We start from the raw sequence: 24,372 nt of genomic DNA on the forward strand, positions 1-24,372 counted from the left end.
ACAGCGTCAGGGTGGCGCCCCTGGTCCCCGACGCTGGCTGCCGAACAGGTCACGGGGGATTAACGAGCGGCCGAACACCTTTGGCCGGGCGGTGGCTGCATCCGGATCGCTTTCGGGCGGGCTCTTCGGGGTCAGCTCGGCAGGGTCCAGGTCGGTCAATAGGGTGACGGACTGGGCGCCGACGCCGACGGCAAACACCCGGCCGGTGCGGGTCCTGACCAGTACGATCCGCTCACGCGGGCCCAGCGCCAGGACCTGCACCACCGACAGCGGCGCGTCCTGACCGCTGATCCCGTAACGGCGCCGGGCTAGATGCAAGACCGTGATCAATACAAGGATGATGAACGCCAATGGCACCACGATCGATACCAGTTCGCCGACAAAGGACACGGGTTCCGCGACGGTGGATTGTGTCTGGGCGGCGACTGGCGCGGTCACAGAACCAATGAACAATGCAATGGCGGAGAAGGGGGGCTTCGACATGACCGGGTCTGGGGAACGGAGGCGGTGCCACGTTAACAGCCGGCGCATGGTCGGCAGACGACCGGCAGGCGGGCGCTGATGCCGGCAACCCGGCCCACCGATGCAGCGACGGCCCGCACCGGGTCCGATGCGCTGACCGGGCTGCTCGAGGCGCTGCCCTCGGCCACCGCCGCCTACGCCACCGCCACCGGCGCGCTGCTCGCCGCCAACGCCCGCTTCCAGGCCGAGTTCGACGGCCTGCCCTATGCCGATCGCGCCGCCCTGCTGGCGGCGCTGCCCGCAGCCGATCCGGTGGCCTCCAGCGAGGTGCGCTCCCCCCGCAACGGGCGCTGGTACAGCCTGCACTGGGGTCGGACAGCGGACGCCGACGTGTTGACCGCCACCGACATCAGCGAGCGGATCGAGGCGCTGGATTCGCGCACCCACCAGCAGGAGAAGCTGTTGTTCACCTCGCGGATGATGTCCGTGGGCGAGATGGCCGCGACCCTGGCCCACGAACTCAACCAGCCGTTGGCGGCGATCATGAATTACCTCAACGGCAGCCTGCGCCTGGTCGACCAGGCCGGCGGGCCGGCGCAGGTGGCGCGCGCGCTGGGCGCGGCGCGCACCCAGGCCGAGCACGCCGCGGCGGTGATTTCGCGGGTGCGCGAATTCGTGCGCGCGCGCGAACCGCGACGCGACGCGCAGGACATCGCCGCGATCGTCGCGACCGTGGTCGAACTGTTGCGCCTGGAAGCCGAGCGCCTGCAACTGCGCATCGAGGTCGCGCTGGCAGCAGGCCTGCCGGCGGTGTACGCCGACAAGGTGATGGTGGAACAGGTGTTGCTGAACCTGGTCAAGAACGCGATCGAAGCGATGCGCGAGATCCCCGCGACCAAGCGCGCGCTGCGCATCGAGGGGCGGCGCACCCTCGATGGCGAAGTGGAACTGCGCGTGCTCGATCGCGGTGCCGGATTGAGTCCGGAACAGCAGGGGCAGGTATTCTCGCCATTCTTCACCACCAAGAGCGATGGCCTGGGCATCGGACTGGCGATCTGCCGTTCGATCATCGAATATCACGAAGGCCGCCTGTTTTTCGAGCCACGCGATGGCGGCGGCAGCGTGTTCGGGTTCACGCTGCCGCTGGCGCAAGGGAGGGCATGAGCCATGGCCGAAAAAGCAACCGTGTTTCTGGTGGACGACAACGATGGTTTTCGCGATTCCACCGCTTGGCTGCTGGAAACCGCTGGCTATGCGGTCCGCCCGTTCCCATCCGGGTCCGAATTCCTGGACGCGTATTCCGCGGCGCGCCATGAGGGCGAACACTGCCTGGTTTCCGACATCCGCATGCCGCAGATGAGCGGGTTGCAGCTGCAGGAAGAACTGCTCCGGCGCGGGATCCGGATTCCACTGGTGTTCGTGACCGCGCACGGGGACGTTCCGCTGGCCGTGGAGGCCATGCGCAAGGGCGCTTCCAACTTCCTCGAAAAGCCCTTCAGTGACGAGGCGCTGACCGAAGCGGTCGAGGTCGCACTGGCGAACGCGCGCAACGGCGGCAGTGGCGGTGCGGCGCTGCTGGCCAAGCTGAGTCCACGCGAGAAGCAGGTGCTCGACCTGGTGGTGGCGAGCAAGCCGAACAAGATCATCGCCGACATCCTCGGCATCAGCATCAAGACGGTGGAACTGCACCGCGCCAACATGATGCACAAGCTGGGGGTGCGCTCGGTTCCCGAGCTGATGAAGGTGGCCTTGAATGGGTAAGCAGCGCTCTGGCGCCGTCGCCGCGCCTGCGGGCGCTTCACTGCGCGGACGCATTCCCTCGCTGCGTGGGTCCCAGGCGGAGGCGCTACGCCAGCTGTTCGCCAGCCAGGTGTGCTGGCCGCTGCAGAGCGAGCGGATGCTGGCACTGGCGCCGCTGCGCAGGCCCGGCGGCGCGGGCGGGGTGTTCGAACTCGACGCAGACGGCACGCGCCTGGCGGTGCGCCTGGACCGCAGCCACGCCAGCACCGGCACATCGCCCCAATGGAGCGACTACAGCGGGCGTTCGCGCCTGCTCGCCTGGAGTCTCGCGCACGAGCAGACCCTGGTGCAGCTGAGCGAAGCCCTTGGGGCACCTTTGCTCCCGGTGGCCGAGCTGACCGAACAGGCGCCGCCGACTGCCAGCGACGATGCGGTGTGGCTGAGCTTCAGCATCGAGGACATGTACGAACCCGAAGCGGGCGCGACCGCCCATTACCAGAGCGGCGAACTGCTCGTGCCGGTGGCATGGCTGACCCGCTTGCTTGGGCGCGCCGAGCCGCTCGATCCGGACAACCCGCAGCCTCCGCTCGCGCTTTGGCGCGACCTGCCCGCCCCCGTCTCGGTGACCTGCCCCGGGCCGCGCCTGACTGCGGCCGATTGGACCGGTCTGCGCCCGGGCGATGTGATCGTGCTGGGCAGCCGCACGCAGCCGCCGCCGCTATACGCAGACACCAACGGGCGCCGCTGGCCGCTGGCCTCCAACCACGATGGCTGCCGGGTCACTGGCCCGATGCAGACCCTACCCACTTTGCTGGAGAGATCCGCCATGACCGAACACGATGACGCAGCCGCCGACGGCGCCACCCCGCAGGATGCCGGTGACGCAGCGACCCGCAGCCTGCCGGTGCTGGTGGAGTTCGAGCTCGGCCGACTGGAACTGACGGTCGGCGAACTGGCGGGGCTGCAACCGGGCTATGTGTTCCCGCTGCCGGCCTTTGTCGAAGGCGCCAACGTCACCATCCGCGCCAACGGGCGGGCCAGCGGACGCGGCGAACTGGTCGCGGTGGGCGACACCCTGGGCGTGCGCCTGGTTTCCTGGAGCTGAGAACCCGACATGGACTTCAGCAACTTCTCGCCCGCCCTGGTTCTCGTCACCGTCGTCGCGCTGGCGCTGGCGCCGTTCGTGGCGGTGATGGTGACCTCGTTCACCAAGATCGTGGTCGTGCTGAGCCTGCTGCGCAATGCGCTGGGCCTGCAGCAGGTGCCGCCGAACGTGGTGATCAACGGCCTGGCGATCGTGCTGTCGATCTACGTGATGTATCCGGTGATCCTGGACACCACCGCGGCGGTGAACGGTCTGCCGCCGGTAACGACCTCGGCCTCCGGAACCCAGGGCGCCACGCTGCCGGCAGCGGGCGCGGGCGCGGCGGCGGCGGCACCGCAGGCGCCTGCGACCGGAACGTCGCAGCAACCGCCCGGCCCGCCACCCTCGCCCACGCGTGCGCCCGACGATCCGGCGCCTGCCTCGCCAGCGGCGGCCGACGCACAGGCGGCCGAAGCCGCCGCACAGGGCGCTGCCCCGGCTGCACCCGCCGCGCCGACCGCGCGTGGACCGCTGTTCGCGAACGTGCAGGGCTCGCCCGACGCGACACCGGTCACGGCATCGCCGGCTCCGGTGCCCGGATCCACCGCCGCACGCACCACGGTGATGGTGCCGGCGCGCACCACGCCGATCAGCCAGCTCTCGCTCACCGGCGGCGGCAAGTTCGACATGAACCGGCTGATGGCCATGGTCGAAGCCGGCAAGGAGCCGCTGCGCAAGTTCCTGATCCAGCATTCCAGCGATGCCGAGCGCGCGTTCTTCCTGCGCAGCGCGCAGCGCCTGCTGCCGCCGGCCTCGCGCGGCGAGATCACGGTCAACGACTTCATCGTGGTCGTGCCCGCATTCACCGTGAGCGAGCTGACGGCCGCGTTCCAGATCGGCTTTTTGATCTATCTGCCGTTCCTGATCATCGACCTGGTGGTGTCCAACATCCTGCTGGCGCTGGGCATGATGATGATGTCGCCGACCACGGTGTCGCTGCCGTTCAAGCTGCTGTTGTTCGTGCTGATCGACGGCTGGGCCAAGCTGGTGCACGGCCTGGTGCTGACGTACGGAACCTGAGGGCTGGCGCATGGAAACCGTACTCGAACTCACCAAGCAGGCGCTGATGCTGACCCTGATCCTGTCGGGGCCGCCGATCGCGGCCGCCGCGCTGGTGGGACTGGCGGTCGCCTTCCTGCAGGCCGCGACCCAGCTCCAGGAGCAGACGTTCGCCTATGCGATCAAGTTCACGGTGATCGTGATCACCCTGTTCGTCACCGGCGCGCTGATCGGCGGAACGCTGTACACCTACGCCGACAAGATCTTCGTCGAATTCCCCGGCCTGATCAGACGCTGATGCCGTTCGACACCGTCGGCGACGTGATGATGGCGCTGGGGCTGACCCTGCCCCGGATCGCCGGCGCGTTCCTGATGCTGCCGTTGCTGACCGCCGAAACCGTGCCGGCGATGGTGCGCAACAGCTTCATGGTGAGCCTGGCAATCGTCGCGCTGCCGATCTCGATGGCCGGAATCCCGGTCGATGCGCTCAACGCGCTGCAATGGGTGCCGGTGGTGCTGAAGGAACTGTTCATCGGCATCTCGATCGGATTCTGTTTCGGCATCGTGTTCTGGGCGATCGGCGCGGTCGGCAATGTGCTCGATACCCAGGTCGGACTGGGCATGGCCGCGGTGTTCGACCCGATCCAGGGCCACCAGACCTCGGTGCACGGCGATTTCCTCTCGCGCGCCGCGATGTGGCTGTTCATGGCCAGCGGCGCGTTCCTGGTGTTCCTGGACCTGCTGCTGTCGAGCTACTCGCTGTGGCCGGTGACCCAGTGGTGGCCGACCCTGCATGCGCAGGGCATGGCGCTGTTCGTCGGCCATTTCAGCTACATGATGACCGCGGTCCTGGTCATGGCCGCGCCGGCGATGGTGCTGCTGCTGATCGTCGACCTGTCGTTCGGACTGGTGAATCGCTATGCGCCGCAGCTCAACGTGTTCGCGCTGACCCTGCCGATCAAGGCCTGGATCGCGACCGGCGTGATCCTGCTGCTGCTCGGCGTTTACGCGGAAATCCTGCTCGATCGCCTCGACACCAATCGCGGCCTGCTGCAGCTCATGCAGAAAGCATTCTCCTGACGCCGCGGCGCGATCAGCCGTCGATGCGCTCGCGGCGTACGCTCTCGGCCCAGTACAGCACCTCGGCCACGGCGTCGAAGAACTCGCTGTCGACGTAGTCGTCTAACCCGACCTTCTCGTTGAGGCCGCGCGCCAGCGGGATGTTCTGCAGGATCGGCACGCCGGCTTCCTCGGCGGCGCGCTTGATCTGCTCGGCCAGGTCGCCCTCGCCCTTGGCCACCACCACCGGCAGGTCGGTGACGCCGAGTTCGTACTGCAGCGCCACCGCGATGTGGGTGGGGTTGGTCACCACCACGCTCGAGCCGCGCACCGCGCTGAGCATGTTCTGCTGGGCCCATTCCTGGTGCAGCTGGCGGCGGCGCGACTTGATGTAGGGATCGCCTTCGTTCTCCTTCACTTCCTGCCGGATGTCGCGCCGGCTCATGCGCAGCTGCTTGGTGTAGGAGAACTTCTGGTACCACACGTCCAGCGCCGACACGAAGAAGAACACCACGATGGTCCACAGGGTGATGCGGGTGAGCGCGTGCCAGATCGCGCTGCCCATCTGCGCAGGCGCGCCATAGGGCAGCAGCAGCAGGTCGGGCATCATCTTCAACAGCACGTACCAGCCGATCCCGATCAGGGCGACGCTCTTGAGGATCGACTTGACCAGTTCGACCAGGTTGTCGAGCGAGAACATCTTCTTGATGCCTTCGACCGGATTGAGCTTGTCCAGGTCGGGGGTGAGCTTCTTCATGGTCGCGATCGGACCGACCTGGAGGAATTCCACGATCAGGCCCAGGAACACGGCCAGGCCCAGCAGTGGAAGGCTGAGCCAGAGCAGGGTCTGGAAGGCGATCGCGGAGGTCTCCAGCAGCGCCTGCCGGAACGGCAGCTGCATCGCCTTGAGGCTCTGGTCGAACAGCTCCTGGAGGCGGGAGTACATGAAGCCCATCAGCAGCCAGCCACCGACCAACCAGCCGAGCGTGAGCACGGTCGCGGTCAGTTCGCGACTCTTGCTGACGTTGCCTTCCTTGCGCGCATCGCGGATGCGTTTGGGGGTAGGTCTTTCGGTCTTGTCCGCGCCCTGGTCCTTCGACGCCATGACCTGGTGCCTCTTGCTCCGTTCCCGCCCGAGGCTAGCATGCGACCGCGCGAGGCTGGCGTCGCCCTTACCTGCGTGAATGGCCCGCATGAATGGGCACGCCGACCTAGGGTTGGCCCGAGGTGGTGGACCCATGCGCGCGGCGCTAGAGTCGGCGTCGTCTCCCTCCAGCCTGTCTGGCACTCACGCCGTCCACGCATGTCCGTCGATACCCGCCTCAACCCGAATCTCGCCAACCTCGACGCGCTCGCCGCGCTCGACCGGCAGGGGCTGGAAGGCCGCCAGACCCAGCTCGAGGGTGGCGTACAGGCGCCTGCCGTCGCGGACGTCGGGCTCGAGGAAGCGCTGCGGTCGCCTGCGGTCGACGACGGCGAACTGGCACTCAACGCGCCCGCCTGGGACGAGCCCGGCCCGCGGCTGCTCGCCACCGGCGATTTCCAGCTGGCCGGCAGCGACCGCGGCCAGGATCTCGACGCCGGCGTCGACAGCATGGTCGCGCCGCTGGCCTGAGCCGTCGGTCCCCTGCCACCCGCCAGCGGCAACATTCCCGTACGCCGCCCCGCGTGAGCTAGCCTGTCGTCCGCCCCTTTCTTGCCGCATCGGCCCGGCGATGCCATGACCAATGCCGCCCCCAGCCCCGAAGCCCTGCGCACCGCCGCCGCGCGGCTGGTCGCCACCCTGGCCGCGCACGACGACGACGAATATCGGCTGACCGTGCTCCGGCGGCTGGCGCGGCGCCTGGGCGAAGACCGCTATCCGCTGTTCCTGCGTCTGCTGACGGTGGTCGCCGAAAGCGACGACGACGCGGCCAAGGCCCTGGTCGCGGGCACTTTCGGTGCCGCATTGCGGCGGATGGACATGCCCGGCGGGGCCTTGAGTTCCTGGGGGGCCACCCGCCTGCCCGAGACCGGCACCCTGGACTTCAACACCCTCTCCGGCCAGTTCTTCGGCGCCACTCCGCGCCGGCTGCTGGGACCGGTCGAGTACCTGACCGTCTGGCACCTGCAGCGCACCCAGCGGATCGTGCTGGGCGCGGACAGTTACCGCGACACGCTGACCAGGCTGATCGAGCTGTTCAACCACAGCGACGAGGCCCGGCTTCTGTACCCGCAGAAGCTGGCCGCTGACGCGGTCAACGAGCTCGAAGGCGCCTATACCCGGGTCACGCGCGATAGCCTGGCGGCGATCGCCGCGGCGTGGCGGGCCGGGAAGTCGCCCGAACAGGTCGCCCAGGCCGCCGCCGTAGCGGCCGCGCCGGACCATCCGTCGGGCTGGCTGGTGCGCGACCTCTGATCCGGCGGCTCTCCGCCGCGGTCGCCACGAACCGGCGCCTGCGCGCTGAGAACAGCGGTCCCGCCCTTGCCGGGCCCGCGCGCTGCGCACAAGATGCAGCCGACCTCAGGGGAGGACAGGCATGCGATGGTTCTGGCTGCTGTGGCTGGCGGTCGCGGTGCTGTGCGGCTGCCGGCGGGAATCGGGCGCCGGGCCTGCGCCGGCTGCCGGCGCGCGCGAGCCGGCCCAGGCCGTGCTGTTGCTCACCCGGCACCTGCACGACAACGATCTGGCTGCATTTGCCCGGGACGCGGTGCCGCCTGCGCTGCACCGGCAGCTCGAGGCAGCCTGGCGCCGGGGTCAGACCCGCTGGCCGCTGGACGAGCTGCCCTTCGACGAGCGCCTGCCGCGACTGCTGGGCGCGCTGGCCGAGCCGGAGGCGGAGGCCCGGCTGCAGCGGGTCTTCGACCGCCAGTTCGCCGGCGAAACCACTGCGCTCAAGGCAGCCGCCACCACTTTGGGTCTGTTCGGCGCCCAGTACGTGCGCCAGGGCAGCGATTTCAGCGCCGGCGAACGCGCGCATTACCTGCAATTCGTGCAGGCGCTCAGCCGATGGGGCGCCTCCGCGCCGCTGGCGGATCCGGTCCGCGCCCGGGCTGCGATTCCGCTACTCGCCGCTGCCGCGCGCGCGACCGGCCTGCGCTCGGAAGCTGATTTCGCCCGCACGGGCATGGACGGCAGCCTGCGCCGGCTGTCCGGGTTCCTGCGCACGCTCAAGCAGGTCCTGGCCGGCTACGGACTGGCGCTTAACGACAGCCTGGCCGCGCTGCAGGCGGAGGTGGTCGAAAGCCGCGGCACCCAGGCAAAGGTGCGGATGCGCTACACCCTGGGCGGCAGCCCGGTGGAAGCGGTGGTCGAGGTCGAGCGCATCGGCGATCGCTGGTACCTCAGCGACTACCTGCGGCACGCGCGCCAGGCGGTGGCGGCGCGTTGAAGCCATGCGGCGCGCCGGTTGCGCGCGCGCAGCGAAGCACAAGCGCCTCGCTGCCATTGCACGACCGCGAGAACCACGCGGAGCTAATTGCTCTTCGATGAGCGGCCCCGCGCGTTGCAGCGGCCGCCGAGGGTTCTCAGGCGGCGCGGCATAATGCCGCCGATGCCCAACCGCCCCCAGCTCCCCGACCAGCCCGGCCTGTTCGGCTCCGCCCCCTCGGGGCCGTCGGCCGAAGAACCGCGCTTCGCGCCGCCGCCGGACATGACCCTGGGCGATGCGATGACCCCGCCGGATGAACGCGAACCGGCGGAGGCTGTGCCGGTGCCGCCGCAGGTGGCCGCCTTGCGCGGGCGCCGGCCGTGGTGGGCCCGGCTGCTGGGTGGCCTGATCTCTCCCTGGCTCACGCTGAAGATCGAACCGCCCGCGCCGCGCGAATACGTCAACCACCGTCCGGTCTGCTATGTACTGGAGGATTACGGGCTGTCCAACGCCCTGATCCTGGACCGCGCCTGCCGCGAGGCCGGCCTGCCCTCGCCGCTGCGGCCGCTGCCCGGCGATCCGCTGGCGCGCAAGCGCGCCTATGTCGCCCTGTCGCGGCGCAACCAGACCATCGCCCAGCTGATGGCGCGCACCCTGACCGGGGAACCGGCAGGCGGCAACAAATCGCATTCGGAGTCGCTCGCGCGGCTGCTGGAAGCGCACCGCGCCGATCCGGCCCTGGATGTGCAACTGGTGCCGGTATCGATCTTCGTCGGCCGCGCGCCGGACAAGAGTTCGGGCTGGTTCTCGGTGCTGTTCTCGGAAAACTGGGCGATCGTCGGGCGCTTCCGCCGGCTGCTGGCGATCCTGCTCAACGGGCGCGACACCCTGGTCCGGTTCGCCCCGCCGGTGGGGCTGCGCGACATCATCGACGAAGGCCTGGATCCCGAGCGCACCGTACGCAAGCTATCGCGCGTGCTGCGCACCCACTTCCACCGCATCCGCGAGGCGGTGATCGGGCCGGACCTGTCCACCCGGCGGCTGTTGATCGACAAGGTGCTCGCGTCGCAGTCGGTCAAGGACGCCATCGCCGACCAGGCGCGCCGCGACAACTCCAAGCCCGAAGCCGCCTGGCGCAAGGCGCATGCGATGGCCTACGAGATCGCCGCCGACTATTCGCATCCGGTGGTGCGCTCGGCCAGCTTCCTGCTGACCAGCGTGTGGAACCGCATCTACCGCGGCGTGCTGGTGCATCACCTGGACGAGCTCAAGGCGGTCGCGCCGGGCAATGAAATCGTCTACGTGCCCAGCCATCGCAGCCACATGGATTACCTGCTGCTGAGCTATCTGCTCTACACCAAGGGCATCGTGCCGCCGCATATCGTGGCCGGGATCAATCTCGACCTGCCGGTGCTCGGCAGCTTCCTGCGCCGCGGCGGCGCCTTCTACATCCGCCGCTCGATCCGCGGCAGCGCGCTGTACTCCACGGTGCTGGCCGAATACGTCGCCCAGCTGGTCGCCGGCGGCTATTCGCTGGAATACTTCATCGAAGGCGGGCGCTCGCGCACCGGCCGCCTGCTGCAGCCCAAGGGCGGCATGCTGGCGATGACCGTGCGTGCATTCCTGCGCCAGCCCACGCGTCCGGTGCTGTTCCAGCCGGTGTACATCGGCTATGAAAAGCTGATGGAAGGCGACAGCTACTCCGACGAGCTCACCGGCAAACCCAAGCAGAAGGAATCGATCTGGCAGCTGCTCGCCGGCATACCCCGGGTACTGCGCCGGAACTACGGCCAGGTGGTGGTGAATTTCGGCGAAGCCATCCCGCTGGGCGAAGTGCTGGCCGAGCTGGCGCCCGAATGGGACGGCCAGCCGGTCGCCGACGACGACCGCCCGCAGTGGCTGTCCAACACCATCGACGCGCTGGCGCAGAAGATCCAGGTCAACGTCAACCGGGCCGCGGACGTCAATCCGATCAATCTGCTCGCCCTGGCCCTGCTGTCCACGCCCAAGCATGCGATGGGCGAGGCCGACCTGCTCGCGCAAATCGCGCTGTCCAAGACCCTGCTCCAGGAAGTGCCCTATTCCGGACGCGTCACCGTCACCCCGCACACGCCGGAGCAGATCGTTGCCCATGGCGAGGAAATCGCGGTGCTGCAGCGCACCCCGCATCCGCTCGGCGACGTACTCAGCGTCGACGACGACAACGCAGTGCTACTGAGCTATTTCCGCAACAACGTGCTGCACCTGTTCACGGCGTCGGCCTGGATCGCCTGCTGCTTCCTGCACAACCGGCGGATGTCGCGCCACACCCTGCAGCGCCTGGGCCGCAATCTCTATCCGTTCCTGCACGCCGAGCTGTTCCTGCCCTGGGACGAGGACGGTTTCGCCGATCGGATCGAACGCACGATCCAGGTGTTCGTGCGCGAAGGCCTGCTGGAAGAAGTCAGCCATGACGACGGCGGCATCCTCGGCCGCAACGCCGGACAGAGCGACGAGGTCTTCCGTCTGCGCGGGCTGGGCCATCCGTTGCAGCAGGCGTTCGAGCGCTATTACATCGCCATTTCGGTGCTGGCCAAGAATGGCCCCGGCACGCTCGGCGCCGGCGAGCTGGAAAGCCTGTGCCAGCTGGCCGCGCAGCGTCTGAGCCTGCTCTACGCCGAGGCCGCGCCGGAGTTCTTCGACAAGGCGCTGTTCCGCGGCTTCATCCAGAAGCTGCGCGAACTGCGGCTGGTATGGCCCAACGAGGACAGCAAGCTGGTGTTCGACCAGCGCCTGGATACGCTGGCCAAGGATGCCAAGGTGATCCTGGGCCGCGAACTTCGGCACACGATCGAAAAAGTGAGCCCCGAACTGGCGCGCCGCGAGCCCGAACCCGGCGCGCTACCCGAATAAGCCGGCCACCGCGCCGCCGCGGTCGCGCAAGGGCGCGCTGCGCTAACCTCGAGCGCGTACGCGCCCGCCGATGCCCAAGGAAGAGCACGTGTCCGCCATTCAAACGATCGCCGCCGATTCCACGCGACCCGCGCCGGAACCGGTCTGGCTCGAGGTTCCGAAGCTCGCGGCGATGTTGCTGTGGCGGCACTGGCCGGCACTGCTGTTCTGGTTCTTCGCCCAGCGTGTGGCCTACGGCCTGCTGATGGACCTCGCGATCCGTCTGGCCGAGCGCAGCGCGCTGCTGTCGTACGCGGCGATCGCATTGCTGATCGTGACCCAGCTGGTCGCCACCATCGGCATGTTCCTGGCGCTGCGGCCATCGTTGTCGCTGCCGGCGCCGGGCGCCGCTTCCGTACGCCCGATCGAACCCTGGCTGACGGCGCTGGCGGTGGCGCTGCTGCCGTTCTTCGCCTACTACGCGGGCTGGGGGCTGCTGGATGGCATCAAGCGCGACTTCCGGATCTCTTATTCGCTGAGCGTGTCGTTCGAGAACCGCGAGAATCTGAACGACATCCTGAGCCTGAAAGGATTGTGGTTGGCCCTGCTGGTGGCATGGGCGGTGAGGGAAATCGCCAAACGCCGGATGGCGGCCACCGGACATGGCGCGTGGTCCGTCGTCACCACCTTGTGCGAGGCCTACTGGGTCTTCGTCGGGGTCGCCGCGATCAGCAGCGCGATGGCCTGGGTCCTCGACTGGTGGCACGCGCGTGCGGTGTACTTTGCGGTGGCGGCGTGGTGGCAGAACCCGTTCGTCGGGCTGGTCTCGCTGGAGCCGCTCAAGCGGGCGGTGGATCCAGTCTGGGATCTGATTTCAACCGCAGCAGGTGCGGTGGCCATGCCGCTGGTCTGGCTGGCGATCACCGCGCTGATCTACGGCCTGGATTTGCGCCGCCGGCAGCGGCTGGATCGCGCCGACGCCCGTCTGCGTTATGCGGTGCATCGCTACCGGCGGCTGTCGTTCGCCTGGCACCTGCTGGCCGACAAGATGAGCGCCGGATGGAGCAGCAAGGGCGTGCCGCTGGTCAACAGCCTGCGGCTGGTGCTGCGCGCCGGTCTGCCGGCACTGCTGACCCTGTGCCTGTGCTGGCAGCTGCTCGCGTTCGTCGATGCCGTGGCCTGGTTTGGGGTGGTGAAGCTGGTGGGGGCGCACAGCAAGCCGGAACAGGAGGTGCTCTACCAGCCGTTCGCGCTGCTGTTCAGCACGCCACTGGCGCTGCGTGCGGGCCTGTTCACGGAACTGTTGCGGGTGGTGCTGCTGGCAGCGACCTTCAGTTGCGCGATGTCGCGCCTTGCTGCAACAGGCGCGACGCGCCGAGCTTGAAGCGCACGTAGCTGCCCGGCGGCGTGGTCCGGTAAGGGTCGACGACGATCTCGCCGTACAGACCCTGCGCCGCCAGTTGGCGTGGGACCAGGAACATGTGGAAGAACCGGAACGGACGGGTCGGCCGCGCCTTGACCGGCAGGACATCGGCGCCGGCACGCGAGCCGCAGCCGGTTTCCAGTCCAAGCGCCCTGGCGACCCGGCTCTTGGTTTTCCAGGCGATCGAGCCGTCGCTGGGGAACGCGACGTCCACGCCCCAGGGCGGGCCGCCCCAGACCCGGCCGCGGGCGTCGCTCAGGCGTCCCCGGCACCGGTCGAGCGTCCCGGCATCCACGCCCTTGCCTGGAATGACCTCGTACACCAGCAGCAGCAACGAGGCGTCGGCATGCACATAGCCGCCGGCGACCTTGCCGACCGCGTCGTCCCGCAGGACCTCCACCAGGCGCCAGCGCGAGCCCTGGTAGTTGGTCCAGCCTTGCGCGCGACCTTCGACCGGATGGCTGTAGCCGCGACGTCCCCACTCGTGCTGGGCGCTGCGGTAGGGCAGCACGAAGGCAAGCACGCCCATGACCACCGCGCCCGCCAGCCACCAGCGGTTGCGTCGCGCCCAGCCGGCGACGGGAGCGCCGGGGCCCTGGATCGGCGGCGCGTTCATCGCAGGTCGATCACCGGCTGGGCTTCCGCCTGCAGCTTGCGTGCCGCGGCGGCATCCAGCCCCAGGTCGATGTCGACCAGATGGTCCATGCCTTCCGGATAGCCGCCGACCGCGCCCCAGTGGAACTGCAGGCGCGCGCCCTCCAGGCGGTCGGGGGGTACATCGAAGAAATAGGCGCCACTCGCCGGCAGTGCCGTGGCCAGCTGCTTCTGGCTCAGGTTGAATTCGTCGATGTCCGGGCGGTCCGGCCCACTGGCGACATAGAGCAATCCGTCGCGCGTGCGCAGCTGCGCGTTGATGGTGCCCGGGGCGGACAGGGCCTCGACTTCCATCAGCGCCGACATCCAGATCCCGTCCGGCTTCAGGATGCGCGGGGCGGTCTCGAACAACCCCGGCGCCACCTGGTAGCCGCGTGCAAGCTTGACCCGTTTCACGGTGACCGCGAAATTGCGCGCCACCACCCTGACCCCGACATCGCCCTGCACCGGGATCGGCGCGATCTTCTGCTCGTAGCCTGGCTCGGCCTTGCGCAGCAGTACGATCGCCGCCAGCACCGCGACCGTCGCGATCACCAGGGACCAGTGCACCGGCAGGCGACGCCGCTGCCCGGTTCCACCCGCGTTGGCGGCGCTAGCATTCATGCCTGCCCCGCCGCGGTGCACGACCCGCGGGCCGGCAGCACCAGTTTCGCGGCCGGCCCGTCCTGCACCCACATCGCCTCGCCAGACAGATAGGTCCGCGGCTCGAATCTGCGCCTGTACACGCCCCAGGTGACCGGTTGCCTGGGCGCCGCCGCTCCGGGCAGCTCCCACACCAGGTCGACGGTGCCCGGCAGGCGCGGTTGCAGCTGCACGAAGTAGCTGTGGTCGTCGGCGCGCTGGCTCGAAGCGGCCCGCTGTTCGCCCGTGCGTCCATCCGGCAGCCAGACCACATCCTGGCCGAGGTAGCGCGACCCATCGCGTTCGGTGAGGTTTTCCGCACGTACCCGCAGCACCAGGTAACGCTTGTCCGCATCCGGGCTCTGTCTGCCTGGCTTTTGCGCCGTGGTCCAGGCGCATAGCGGCGTGATCAGCAGCGCGCCGCTCCCGGCCTGCTGGCCGGCACCGAACACGGGCCAGTCCTTGTGCGACTCCGCCTTGCGGAAGCCGCCCAGTGCCGCCGTCGCCAGCAGCGCAAGCATCGCGACGACGATCAATGCACGCACCCAGGGGTGGCGCAGGGTCCCGGCGATATCCTTATCGGGCGACGACATGCGGCGGAGCATACACAGCCCGCGCACGGGTCTGCCAATCAGGCGTCCAGGTCGGGGATGAGCGCGCTCTCCAGCCGCGCGATCGCATCCTTCAGCTGCAGCTTGCGCTTCTTCAGCCGCTTCACCGCCAGGTCATCGGCCTCGATGCCGGCCTGCAGCCGCGCGATCGCCACATCCAGGTCGCGGTGTTCGAGCTTGAGCTCGACCAGGCGTTGGCTGATGCGTGACTGCTCGGCGGGGTCGCTGTGCATCTGGCGACTTTAACGCGGCCAGGCGCCCCGCGCCGCATCCGGCGCGGCCGTTAAACTAGTCGGCCAATGCACGCCGTCCTGCCCCTCGCCGAACCCGCACCGCTTGCCCAGCGCGACAAGCGCGAAGCCGACAAGCTCGCCAAGCGCCTGCGCCACCAGGTCGGCCGCGCGATCGCCGATTTCGGCATGATCGAGGACGGCGACAAGGTCATGGTCTGCCTGTCCGGCGGCAAGGACAGCTACACGATGCTCGACATCCTGCTGCAGCTGCAGCGCAAGGCACCGGTCGCGTTCTCGATCACCGCGGTGAACCTGGACCAGAAGCAGCCGGAGTTTCCCGAACACGTGCTGCCGCAGTACCTCGAATCGATCGGCGTGGATTACCGGATCCTCGAACAGGACACCTATTCGGTGGTGACCCGGGTCGTGCCCGAGGGCAAGACCCTGTGTTCGCTGTGTTCGCGGCTGCGGCGCGGCGCGCTGTACGCGTACGCGGAAGCGGAAGGCTTCACCAAGATCGCACTGGGCCATCATCGGGACGACTTGGTCAACACCTTCTTCCTCAACCTGTTCTTCCACGCCAAGCTCAGCGGCATGCCGCCCAAGCTGCTCTCGGACGACGGCAAGCACGTCGTGATCCGGCCGCTGACCTACGTGCGCGAAAGCGATATCGAGGCGTATGCGCAGGCCAGGCGCTTCCCGATCATCCCGTGCAACCTGTGCGGCTCGCAGGAGAACCTGCAGCGCAAGCAGGTCAAGCGCATGCTCGAGCAATGGGAGCGCGACACGCCCGGACGGATCGAGAACATGGCGCGCGCGCTGGGCGACATCCGCCCCTCGCAGCTGAGCGATCCGAAGCTGTTCGACTTCCGCATCCTGGGCAGGCGCGGCGATACCCCGCCGCCGGATGCACACGCCTGGCTGGCCGGCGCGCCGCAGGACAGCACGGAAGACTGAACCTCCAGCATGTCCCCAGCTCTCTTCCTTCCTGCGCAAGCAGGAACTCCTAGGCACTGCGCCCGTTTCGGGCTGCACCGCTCAACCACGCCTGGCTTGCTGCCCGCGCTGCACGCAGCGTCGTCCTGATCGCGGCAACCGATCCGAATATCGCAACCACACCCACAATCACGGATTCCCCGGAGCTCCATGTTCTTTCGCAACCTCACCCTGTTCCGTTTTCCCGGCTCGCTGGACTTCGCCGACCTCGACGCCCGGCTGGCCGAGCATGTGCTCAAGCCGGTAGGCGGTCTGGAGCTGTCCTCGCGCGGTTTCGTCTCGCCATTCGGACGCGACGCCGAAGCCCTCTCGCATCGGATCGGCGACGCCATCTGGCTCACCGTCGGCGGCGAGGACAAGCTGCTGCCGGCGGCGGTGGTCAACGACCTGCTGCAGAAGAAGCTGGCCGAACTCGAGGAGAAGGAGGGCCGCAGGCTCGGCAGCCGCGCGCGCAAGCGGCTCAAGGAGGACCTGGTGCACGAGCTGCTGCCGCGCGCTTTCGTGCGCCCCACCCGGACCGACGCCATGCTCGATCTCGAACACGGCCTATGCATCGTGGACGCGTCCTCGCGCAAGGCCGCCGAAGCCGTGGTCAGCGAGATCCGCAACGCGCTGGGCAGCTTTCCGGCGCTGCCGCTCAATGCGGAGGTCGCGCCGCGCGCGGTGCTGACCGGCTGGATCGCCGGCGATCCGCTGCCGGGCGGGTTGTCGCTGGGCGACGAATGCGAATTGCGCGATGCGGCCGACGGCGGCGCGGTGGTCAAGTGCCAGCGCCAGGAACTGCAGGGCGACGAGATCGCCAAGCACCTGGAGTCGGGCAAGCAGGTCGCGCGCCTTGCCCTGACCCTGGACGATCATCTTTCGTTCGTGCTCGGCGAGGACCTGGTCGTGCGCAAGCTGAAGTTCCTCGACGGCGCGGTCGATCAGCTCGAGTCGGGCGAACGCGAGGACGTGCGTGCCGAACTCGATGCGCGCTTCGCCCTGATGTCGGCTGAACTCAAGCGCCTGTTCGAGGTACTCGAACCCGCGCTCAGGCTCAGCAAGGCCGAATGATACCGGTCGGGCCGCCGTGCCCGATGTGCGCGGTGCCATTCGATTTCATTGCAACCTCGTCCGCGCGGCGATCGGCGACGCCCATCCGCAGCTAATGCTGGTCGCGCTGAAGCGGCGCTCCTACACTGAGTGCCATGTCACGCATGCTTCGTCTGTTCGCGCCCAAATCCGTCGCCGTCAAGCCGCAGCTTTTGCGCGAAGCGGTTCCGTTCGTGCTCGAGGACGGTCGCCGCATCGACGTATTGCGGGTGCGCGATCCACGTGCGAAACGGCTGAAGCTTTCGGTGGACGAACGCGGCGCGCGCCTGACCCTGCCGTGGCGGGCCAGCCTGGTGTCGGGCGAGCGCTTCCTGTACGAACATCGCAGCTGGCTGACCGCGCAGTTCGCCGGATTCACGCAACCCGGGATCGAACCGCTGGCGCCGGGCATCACCGCCGCGCTGCCGCTGCACGGCGCGATGTTGCCGCTGCGCTGGACCGAAGGCCGGGTGCATCGCGCGGGAGTGGACGAGTCCGGTGCGTGGTTCGAAACCCCGGTCCGCGCCAGCGCCGCCGCGAGCGCGCGTGCGCTGCGCGACTTCTACGAGGCGCAGGGGCGGGCCGCGCTCGGCCGCTGGATGCCCCAGTACCTGGCCGCGCTACCGCGGCCACCTGCGCGGATCGTATTCAAGCGCACCTCTTCGCAATGGGGCTCGCTGGCACCGGATGCGACCCTCGCACTGGACCTGTCGCTGGTGCTGGCGCGGCCATCGGCGTTCGAATACGTGCTGGTGCACGAGCTGTGCCATCTGATCCGCGCCGACCATTCGCGTGCGTTCTGGCGCGAGGTGGAAGCGCGGTTCCCCGCGTGGCGCGACGAACGGGATTACTTCCACGCGGAAGGCCGGCGTCTCAAGGCGATGCTGCGAGTCCTGGTCGGCTGACCGGCGCAGTTGCGGTGGCGCAAGCCGGTCAAGGCGCGGCGTGGAAGAAGTCCCCGATTGCCGCGGCAACCTCGGCCGGATGCTCCATGTGCAGATGGTGGCTGCCCGACAGCACGATCATCTCGCCGCGCGGCAACAGGGCCGCGTGTTCGCTGCGGCGCGGCTCGGGCAGGTAGGGCTGCGGCGGATCGGCGTAGATCACGCGCGTGGGGCATTCGATGCCCGCGATCAGCGCGCGAACCTGTTCCTCGGTCATGCGCACCATGGTGGGTAGGGTCAGGCGCGGATCGCTGCTCCATTCCCAGCCGCCGGTCTCTACCTTGCGCACACCGCGTTCCACCAGCAGGCGTGCAGCGTCCTCGCCGACCTGGACCACGTTGCCGTTGACCCGGGCGCGGATCGCCGGTTCCAGATCGGCGAAAGTGCGCAGCCGTTTGCCGCCAAGCGCGCGGGTCGCGGCCACCGCATCGCGCAGGCGCGGCACCGTGTTCTCCACCGATTCGGGCAGCGCGCCGAGCGCCTCGATCGCGAGCAGGCGCGCGATCCGCTGCGGGCACGCGGCCGCCAGCAGGCTAGCGATGCCGGCGCCCATCGAATGCCCGAGCAGGGCGAAACGCTCCCAGCCGAGCGCGTCGGCCACGTCGAGCACGTTGTGCATGGCCAGGGCGAACGAATAGTCCGCGCCCGGCGGCAGGTGCGCGCTGTGCCCGTGCCCGGGCAGGTCGATCGCGACCAGATCGATGCCGGGCAGGTGCGGGGCCAGCGGCACGAAGCTGGCCGCGTTGTCGAGCCAGCCGTGCAGCGCCAGCACGCGCGGCATGCCCGACTCGCCCCAGCGCAGCGCGGCGATCCGGCCCAGTGCGATGTCGATCGCGGTTTCGCGTCCCTGGCTCATCGGTGCTCCGGCGCTGGCCAAGTTGCGAACTCGCGTCGCGCCAGATCCGCCAGGGCGTTGGCATGGGACGGGGCGTCGTTGAGGCACGGGATGTAGCGCAGTGCCTGGCCGCCGGCGGCGGTGAACGCGGCCGCGTTCTGCATCGCGATCTCCTCCAGCGTTTCCAGGCAGTCGACAGCAAAGCCCGGGCAGGCGACATCCACCGTGCCAACGCCCTGCGCGCCGAGTGCCTGCAGGGTCTGCATGGTGTAGGGCTGCAGCCAGCGCTCGCGGCCGAAGCGCGATTGGTAGGTCAGCAACACCTCCTCGCGGGCCATGTCCAGGGCCTGCGCGATCGCCGCGGTGCTGGCCTCGCACTGGCGCGCATACGGGTCGCCGCCATCGACGACCCGCTGTGGAATGCCATGGAAGGACAACATCAGGCGATCGCCGCGTCCGTGTGCCGCCCAGTGCGCACGGATCGAGCCGGCGACGGCGGCGACCCAGCCCGGATCGAGGTGGTAGTCGTCCAGCATCCGGACTGCGCCGTCCGACGGGCCGCGCGCCACCACGTCGCCGACCGAGGCCGTGGTGGTGGTCGAGTACTGCGGATACAGCGGCAGCACCAGCATTCGCGCGATGCCTTGGGCGCGCAGCGCCTCCAGCGTCGTGGCCAGTGACGGCGCGCCGTAGCGCATGGCATGCACCACCCGCACCCCGGGCAGCAACGGCTGCACCGCCTCGGCCAGCCGCCGGGTCAGCACGCCCAGCGGCGAGCCGTCATCCATCCAGATCTCCGCGTACTTGGCCGCCACCGGTTTGCAGCGCAGCGGCAGGATCAGCCCACGCAGCAACGGCTGCCACAGCAGCGGTGGAATCTGGACCACGCGGCGGTCGGACAGGAATTCGGCGAGGTAGCGGCGCACCGCAGCGGGCGTGGGCGCATCGGGCGTGCCCAGGTTGACGAGGATGAGCGCCGTGCGTAGTTCGGCGGCGGGACTGCGGGCGACATCGGCTGGCATGCCCATAGTCTGGCAGGCCTGTGGGAGCGGCCTTGGCCGCGAATGCCTTGGCCTTTCCTTCCGAACCATCCGAAACCGCATTCGCCGCTGAAGGCGCTCCCACTGGAAACGGTCGGCTTATTGCCGATTCACCCGCGCGGGACTAGATTGCGCTTGAGCTTCCCCCCGTAACGCATTGAACTTCGGAGAGTCACCATGCCCGGCCTGCCCCGCGCCCGTCGCCCCCTGTTCCGCGCCGTGGTCTGCGCCTGCCTGATAGGCGCCAGTGCGCTGGCCTGGGCCGGTCGTGACGAGGATGCGCGTGCCCAGAACGCCATCCGGGTCATGACCGACATCCAGGCGATCCCGGAATCGGCGATTCCCGACAAGCTGCTCGACGAAGCCAAGGCGATCGTGGTGGTGCCCGACACGATCAAGGCGGGGTTGGTATTCGGCGGCCGCCGCGGCCACGGCCTGATGTCGGTGAAGACGCCCGAGGGCACCTGGTCCAATCCGGTGTTCGTCAAGCTCACCGGCGGCAGCATCGGCCTGCAGGCGGGCGTGCAGTCCTCCGACGTCGTCCTGGCCTTCCGCAGCGACCGCGGGCTGGAATCCATCGTCAACGGCAAGTTCACCCTCGGCGCCGATGCCGGTGTCGCGGCCGGGCCGATGGGCCGCAACGCCGCCACCGCCACCGACGGTGAGTTCAAGGCCGAGATCTGGTCGTGGTCGCGCGCACGCGGCCTGTTCGCCGGCGTGGCGCTGGATGGCGCCGTGCTCTCGATCGACGACGCCGCCAACGAAGCGGTCTACGGACGCGATACCACGCCGCGCATGGTGTTCGAGGGGCGCACCCAAGGTCAGCCCTCGAGCGCCGTGGTCGATTTCCGCGATCTGCTCGAAGAGGCCACCGCCACCGCGCGCGCGCGCCGCGGCACCGAGGGCGTGATCGCGCAGGGGCGCGCACCGGGTTCGGCGGCCTCCGTACCGCCAGCGGCCGCCAGTCCGGCGCAGGCCCAAGGCACGGTCGAGGGCGCCGCTGAAACCAGCCCGCAGCCGTTCGAGACAGTCGACAACCCCGCGCAGGTGGAAACGCTGCCCGCCACGCCCTGAGCCCGTGACGGCGCCGGACATCGACACCGCACCGCAACAAGTCGTGCGCTATCCTGTCGTCTTTCCCACTTCCAGGTAATCCTCATGGGCGGTTTGAGCATCTGGCACTGGCTGATCGTGCTGGTGATCGTGGTGCTGGTGTTCGGCACCAAGCGCCTGAAGAACGTCGGCAAGGACGTGGGCGAGGCGGTGAAGGGGTTCAAGCAGGGCATGTCGGACGACAAGCCGTCGGGCGAACTCAGCGACCAGTCGCAGCAGCACGAAGGCGAAGGCACCGTGTCCGGCAAACCACGCCAGGACGACACCATCTCGCGTTGATACCGCCGCAGGCGGTCCGTTCCCATGTTTGACATCGGCTTCAGCGAACTGCTGATCATCGCGGTCGTGGCCCTGGTGGTGCTCGGCCCCGAGCGCCTGCCCAAGGCCGCGCGCTTCGCCGGACTGTGGGTGCGGCGCGCGCGTGCGCAGTGGTATTCGGTCAAGTCCGAGCTCGAGCGCGACCTGGCCGCCGAGGAGCTGCGCAAGAGCCTGCACGACACCGAGGAAGCGATGCGCGGCTTCGGGGATTCGGTGCGCCGCACCGGCAGCGACGTGGAGCGGGAATTCGATGCGGTGCGCGACCAGGTGACGGCCACGGGCACGCCCCAGACAGAAGCCTTCCACCCAGAAGCACCCATTCCGGCGCCGATGCCTGCCGATGCCGACGCGCCAGCGGATCCCACCGAACGCGTCCCCCGACAAGCCCAGGATGATCGCGATGACGCCCGCTGATCGCGACCGGGCCGGGGAGTCCGTGGCCGAGGACCTGGCCGAGAGCAGCCTGCTCGAACACCTGCTCGAACTGCGCGTGCGCCTGATGCGCTCGGTCATTGCGATCGTGGTGGTGCTCGTCGCGCTGATGCCGTTCGTGCGCACGCTCTACGACCGGATCGCGCTGCCGCTGGTGAGCAATCTGCCCGCGGGCCAGGTGGCGAAGATGATCGCCAGCGAGCCCACCTCCGGCTTCTTCGCACCGATCAAGCTGGCGTTCTGCGCCGCGGTGTTCGTGTGTGCGCCGTGGCTGCTGTACCAGGCCTGGGGCTTCGTGGCGCCGGGCCTGTACCGGCGCGAAAAGCGCCTGGCCATGCCGCTGTTGGTATCGGCCGTGCTGCTGTTCTACGCCGGCTGCCTGTTCGCCTATTTCGTGGTGCTGCCCTCGGTGTTCCACGCCTTGACGATGTTCACCCCCGAGGTGGTCACCATCGCCCCGGACCCTGGCAAGTACCTCGACTTCGTGCTGGTGTTGTTCCTGGCCTTCGGCGCCTGCTTCGAACTGCCGGTGGCGCTGGTGATCCTGGTCCAGCTGGGCTGGGTCACGCCGGCGCAGCTGCGCGAATGGCGCGGCTACGCGGTGGTGGGCATCTTCGTCATCGCCGCGCTGATCACCCCGCCCGATGCGATTTCCATGCTGCTGCTGGCGGTGCCGATGTGCCTGCTGTACGAGGCCGGGATCCTGGCCTCGCGCCTGCTGGCGCCGAAGACGGTCGCGGCGGACTGATCGCTGCGCGGGTCGGTCCCGAGCGGCCGACGCGCGAGGGACCTGCGTCGGGGACGTCGCCCCGACCTACGCTTCCACGATGCTGTCGCGGCTGCTGGGTGCCGAAACATCCGAGCCGGCGATCAGCTGCTTCCATGCGAAATACATCGCCCCGGTCACCACCGGCATGAGCACGGCCATCATCAGGATCTGCACCACGAACAGCATCGCGGTTTCGCCCGCGATCAGGCGCACGATAAAGCCGACGATCTGCACCGCGATCGTGATCGCGATCGCCGCGATCACCAGCAGCACGAAGAACAGGACGATCGCGCCGAGGTTGGCCATGCAGGCGCGGAAGCTGCGCTTCATCGCCTCGATCGCGCCGATGTCGCTGAACATCATGTCCGGGATCGCGGTGAAGGTGAAAAAGCCGGCGACGATGCCCACGGCGATCACGACCAGCAGCCACAGGAACAGCCGGCCCATCGGGATGCCCGCGAACAGCGACGGATCCGGCTTCGTCTGGCCCTGGGCCTGCTCGACCGCGCTCACCAGCGACTGCAGATGGGTTGGCCCGACCACTACGAACAGCAGCAGCACCGCCAGCAGGCCCGCTGCGATCTGCGGCAGCAGGGTCGCCCACAGGCGCCCGGTCTTGCCGTCCTGCACGCCGCGCAGCAGGTGTCCGGGGTTGGCGCTGCGGCCCTGGTCGACCTCGCGCGCGGCCCAGATCATGCCGGCGACCAGCAGCGGCCCCAGCAGCATCATGATCAGCTGCTCGATCAGCAGCAGCGCCGGGCTGGACATGGCCGCGAATCCCAAGGCGACCGCGATCAGGCCGAACAGCGCGCCCAGCAGCCCCAGCCCGAATGGCGAACGCCGCAGCAGCCCGAATCCGCCCATCAGCCATTCCGCACCGGCCGAAGGCCGCACCTTGCGCATCTGTACCATCTCGTTCCTTCCGAGGTCCGGTTGAAGTCGAATCAGCCGGCCAGCGCGTGCGCATGCCGCACGAAGCGCCGCAGCACACGCCGCGCATGCGGCGTTGCGCCGATCTTACGCGATAGCTCGCGCGCGCATCGGCCCTCGCCGGCCAGCGCCTCGCGCCGCGCGTGCACATAGCCGCGCATGTGCGTGGTGCTGAATTCGGGATGGAACTGCACGCCCCAGGCATGCCCGCCCCAACGGAACGCATGACAGGGGTCCTGTTCCGAGGTGGCCAGGACGGTGGCCTGGGGCGGCGGCCGCAGTACGGTCTGCAGGTGCGTGGTCTGCGCGCGCAGGCGGGCGGGCAGGCCAGCAAACAGCGGGTCGTCCGTGGCCGACGCGTCCAGCGCGATCTCCACCGTGCCCATCTCGCGTCCGGCCGGGTTGTCGCCCACCTCCCCGCCCAGCGCATGCGCCAGCAGCTGGTGTCCGTAGCAGATGCCGAACACCGGCATGCCCGCATGCACGGCGTCGCGCAGCCACTGCGCGCTGCGCTCGCTCCAGTCGTGACGTTCGGTCACCATCGCGGCCGAGCCGGTGACGATGACCCCGGCGAAACCCGCCACCGACGGCAGGCCTTCGCCGCCGCCGCCGGCCACGTCGACCACAACGGCTTCGTCGCGCGGTATCCCTGCGGCTACTCGGATCCAGTGGGGGAAGCGGCCATGGCGGCGCATCGAGGCGACCGGCTGTCCGGTTTCGACGATCAAAAGCGGTGACCGCACGCGTGAGCCCTTGA

Annotated in this window: 28 protein-coding genes; 18 read left to right on the forward strand and 10 right to left on the reverse strand. The window is 68.9% G+C overall.

Features of this window, described 5'->3' with window-relative positions; all coding sequences use genetic code 11:
• Positions 1-6: 6 nt before the first annotated feature.
• Positions 7-483 (reverse strand): flagellar biosynthetic protein FliO, encoded by a 477-nt coding sequence (locus MC380_RS07200; protein ID WP_242102269.1) that lies wholly within the window; start codon positions 481-483, stop codon positions 7-9.
• A gap of 78 nt (positions 484-561) precedes the next feature.
• Here MC380_RS07200 and MC380_RS17890 point away from each other — a divergent pair, with 78 nt between their 5' ends.
• From MC380_RS17890 to sctT, 6 genes are read left to right on the forward strand one after another with little or no spacing between them, the layout of a single operon-like run.
• Positions 562-1,626: an ATP-binding protein gene (locus MC380_RS17890; RefSeq protein WP_277929289.1), complete on the forward strand. Its 1,065-nt coding sequence runs from the start codon at positions 562-564 to the stop codon at positions 1,624-1,626.
• Between the two features lie 3 nt (positions 1,627-1,629).
• The gene (locus tag MC380_RS07210; RefSeq protein WP_242102268.1) at positions 1,630-2,223 is read left to right on the forward strand and encodes a response regulator; all 594 of its coding nucleotides are present in this window, start codon (positions 1,630-1,632) and stop codon (positions 2,221-2,223) included.
• Positions 2,216-3,307 (forward strand): type III secretion system cytoplasmic ring protein SctQ, encoded by a 1,092-nt coding sequence (gene sctQ, locus MC380_RS07215; protein ID WP_242163910.1) that lies wholly within the window; start codon positions 2,216-2,218, stop codon positions 3,305-3,307. The genes MC380_RS07210 and sctQ overlap by 8 nt, the downstream gene beginning before the upstream one ends.
• 9 nt (positions 3,308-3,316) lie before the next feature.
• Positions 3,317-4,366, forward strand: coding sequence for an EscR/YscR/HrcR family type III secretion system export apparatus protein (locus tag MC380_RS17895; RefSeq protein WP_277929891.1), 1,050 nt, complete (start codon positions 3,317-3,319; stop codon positions 4,364-4,366).
• A 10-nt stretch (positions 4,367-4,376) separates the two neighbouring features.
• Positions 4,377-4,643, forward strand: coding sequence for a type III secretion system export apparatus subunit SctS (gene sctS / locus MC380_RS07230; protein ID WP_242102266.1), 267 nt, complete (start codon positions 4,377-4,379; stop codon positions 4,641-4,643).
• On the forward strand, positions 4,643-5,425 hold the full coding sequence (gene sctT / locus MC380_RS07235) for a type III secretion system export apparatus subunit SctT (protein ID WP_242102265.1): 783 nt from the start codon (positions 4,643-4,645) through the stop codon (positions 5,423-5,425). The genes sctS and sctT overlap by 1 nt, the downstream gene beginning before the upstream one ends.
• Before the next feature lie 13 nt (positions 5,426-5,438).
• Here the strand turns inward: sctT and sctU are convergent, their stop codons facing one another.
• Complete coding sequence (gene sctU, locus MC380_RS07240) at positions 5,439-6,509, reverse strand: type III secretion system export apparatus subunit SctU (RefSeq protein WP_242102264.1); 1,071 nt, start codon at positions 6,507-6,509, stop codon at positions 5,439-5,441.
• 198 nt (positions 6,510-6,707) lie between these two features.
• Between sctU and MC380_RS07245 the strand changes: the two genes are divergently transcribed.
• From MC380_RS07245 to MC380_RS07265, 5 genes are all read left to right on the forward strand, one after another.
• Positions 6,708-7,019 (forward strand): hypothetical protein, encoded by a 312-nt coding sequence (locus MC380_RS07245; RefSeq protein WP_242102263.1) that lies wholly within the window; start codon positions 6,708-6,710, stop codon positions 7,017-7,019.
• A gap of 105 nt (positions 7,020-7,124) precedes the next feature.
• Positions 7,125-7,802 carry a hypothetical protein gene (locus MC380_RS07250; protein ID WP_242163912.1) on the forward strand — a complete coding sequence of 226 codons (678 nt, stop codon included), beginning with the start codon at positions 7,125-7,127 and terminating at the stop codon, positions 7,800-7,802.
• Between the two features lie 121 nt (positions 7,803-7,923).
• Positions 7,924-8,775, forward strand: coding sequence for a hypothetical protein (locus MC380_RS07255; protein WP_242163914.1), 852 nt, complete (start codon positions 7,924-7,926; stop codon positions 8,773-8,775).
• A gap of 153 nt (positions 8,776-8,928) precedes the next feature.
• Positions 8,929-11,646, forward strand: a complete 2,718-nt coding sequence (gene plsB / locus MC380_RS07260; RefSeq protein WP_242163916.1) for a glycerol-3-phosphate 1-O-acyltransferase PlsB — start codon at positions 8,929-8,931, stop codon at positions 11,644-11,646.
• An 88-nt stretch (positions 11,647-11,734) separates the two neighbouring features.
• Entirely contained in the window at positions 11,735-13,009 is a 1,275-nt protein-coding gene (locus tag MC380_RS07265; protein WP_242163918.1) for a hypothetical protein, read from the forward strand.
• Here the strand turns inward: MC380_RS07265 and MC380_RS07270 are convergent.
• The 4 genes from MC380_RS07270 to MC380_RS07285 are packed head-to-tail and all read right to left on the reverse strand — an operon-like array spanning position 12,957 to position 15,167.
• Complete coding sequence (locus MC380_RS07270) at positions 12,957-13,664, reverse strand: hypothetical protein (RefSeq protein WP_242163920.1); 708 nt, start codon at positions 13,662-13,664, stop codon at positions 12,957-12,959. The genes MC380_RS07265 and MC380_RS07270 overlap by 53 nt on opposite strands.
• Positions 13,661-14,305 (reverse strand): hypothetical protein, encoded by a 645-nt coding sequence (locus MC380_RS07275; protein WP_242163922.1) that lies wholly within the window; start codon positions 14,303-14,305, stop codon positions 13,661-13,663. The genes MC380_RS07270 and MC380_RS07275 overlap by 4 nt, the downstream gene beginning before the upstream one ends.
• Positions 14,302-14,916: a hypothetical protein gene (locus MC380_RS07280; protein WP_242163923.1), complete on the reverse strand. Its 615-nt coding sequence runs from the start codon at positions 14,914-14,916 to the stop codon at positions 14,302-14,304. Before MC380_RS07280 ends, MC380_RS07275 begins: the two co-directional genes overlap by 4 nt.
• A gap of 38 nt (positions 14,917-14,954) precedes the next feature.
• The gene (locus tag MC380_RS07285) at positions 14,955-15,167 is read right to left on the reverse strand and encodes a YdcH family protein (protein WP_242102255.1); all 213 of its coding nucleotides are present in this window, start codon (positions 15,165-15,167) and stop codon (positions 14,955-14,957) included.
• A 66-nt stretch (positions 15,168-15,233) separates the two neighbouring features.
• On the opposite strand from MC380_RS07285, the gene ttcA reads away from it, so the two are divergent.
• From ttcA to MC380_RS07300, 3 genes are all read left to right on the forward strand, one after another.
• Positions 15,234-16,124: a tRNA 2-thiocytidine(32) synthetase TtcA gene (gene ttcA, locus MC380_RS07290; RefSeq protein WP_242163925.1), complete on the forward strand. Its 891-nt coding sequence runs from the start codon at positions 15,234-15,236 to the stop codon at positions 16,122-16,124.
• A 189-nt stretch (positions 16,125-16,313) separates the two neighbouring features.
• On the forward strand, positions 16,314-17,216 hold the full coding sequence (locus MC380_RS07295; protein WP_242163927.1) for a recombination-associated protein RdgC: 903 nt from the start codon (positions 16,314-16,316) through the stop codon (positions 17,214-17,216).
• Positions 17,217-17,350: 134 nt separating this feature from the next.
• Positions 17,351-18,139 (forward strand): SprT family zinc-dependent metalloprotease, encoded by a 789-nt coding sequence (locus MC380_RS07300; protein WP_242163929.1) that lies wholly within the window; start codon positions 17,351-17,353, stop codon positions 18,137-18,139.
• A gap of 28 nt (positions 18,140-18,167) precedes the next feature.
• Here MC380_RS07300 and MC380_RS07305 read toward each other — a convergent pair whose 3' ends face one another.
• Together MC380_RS07305 and hemH are read right to left on the reverse strand one after the other, a co-directional pair.
• Positions 18,168-19,034 carry an alpha/beta hydrolase gene (locus MC380_RS07305; protein ID WP_242163931.1) on the reverse strand — a complete coding sequence of 289 codons (867 nt, stop codon included), beginning with the start codon at positions 19,032-19,034 and terminating at the stop codon, positions 18,168-18,170.
• Positions 19,031-20,035, reverse strand: a complete 1,005-nt coding sequence (gene hemH / locus MC380_RS07310; protein WP_242163933.1) for a ferrochelatase — start codon at positions 20,033-20,035, stop codon at positions 19,031-19,033. The genes MC380_RS07305 and hemH overlap by 4 nt, the downstream gene beginning before the upstream one ends.
• Positions 20,036-20,230: 195 nt before the next feature.
• Here hemH and MC380_RS07315 point away from each other — a divergent pair, with 195 nt between their 5' ends.
• The 4 genes from MC380_RS07315 (at position 20,231) to tatC (ending at position 22,664) form a co-directional block, all read left to right on the forward strand.
• The gene (locus MC380_RS07315) at positions 20,231-21,127 is read left to right on the forward strand and encodes a lipid-binding SYLF domain-containing protein (RefSeq protein ID WP_242163936.1); all 897 of its coding nucleotides are present in this window, start codon (positions 20,231-20,233) and stop codon (positions 21,125-21,127) included.
• An 84-nt stretch (positions 21,128-21,211) separates the two neighbouring features.
• The gene (gene tatA / locus MC380_RS07320; RefSeq protein WP_242102249.1) at positions 21,212-21,445 is read left to right on the forward strand and encodes a Sec-independent protein translocase subunit TatA; all 234 of its coding nucleotides are present in this window, start codon (positions 21,212-21,214) and stop codon (positions 21,443-21,445) included.
• A gap of 24 nt (positions 21,446-21,469) precedes the next feature.
• The gene (gene tatB / locus MC380_RS07325; protein ID WP_242102248.1) at positions 21,470-21,898 is read left to right on the forward strand and encodes a Sec-independent protein translocase protein TatB; all 429 of its coding nucleotides are present in this window, start codon (positions 21,470-21,472) and stop codon (positions 21,896-21,898) included.
• Positions 21,885-22,664 (forward strand): twin-arginine translocase subunit TatC, encoded by a 780-nt coding sequence (tatC, locus tag MC380_RS07330; RefSeq protein WP_242102247.1) that lies wholly within the window; start codon positions 21,885-21,887, stop codon positions 22,662-22,664. Before tatB ends, tatC begins: the two co-directional genes overlap by 14 nt.
• Positions 22,665-22,730: 66 nt before the next feature.
• Here tatC and MC380_RS07335 read toward each other — a convergent pair whose 3' ends face one another.
• Positions 22,731-23,597, reverse strand: a complete 867-nt coding sequence (locus MC380_RS07335) for a BPSS1780 family membrane protein (RefSeq protein ID WP_242102246.1) — start codon at positions 23,595-23,597, stop codon at positions 22,731-22,733.
• Between the two features lie 32 nt (positions 23,598-23,629).
• Complete coding sequence (locus tag MC380_RS07340; protein WP_343223549.1) at positions 23,630-24,358, reverse strand: glutamine amidotransferase; 729 nt, start codon at positions 24,356-24,358, stop codon at positions 23,630-23,632.
• Between the last annotated feature and the right edge of the window lie 14 nt (positions 24,359-24,372).

It is taken from the genome of Lysobacter sp. M15, from assembly GCF_022662515.1.
Lineage (GTDB): Bacteria > Pseudomonadota > Gammaproteobacteria > Xanthomonadales > Xanthomonadaceae > JAKPBU01.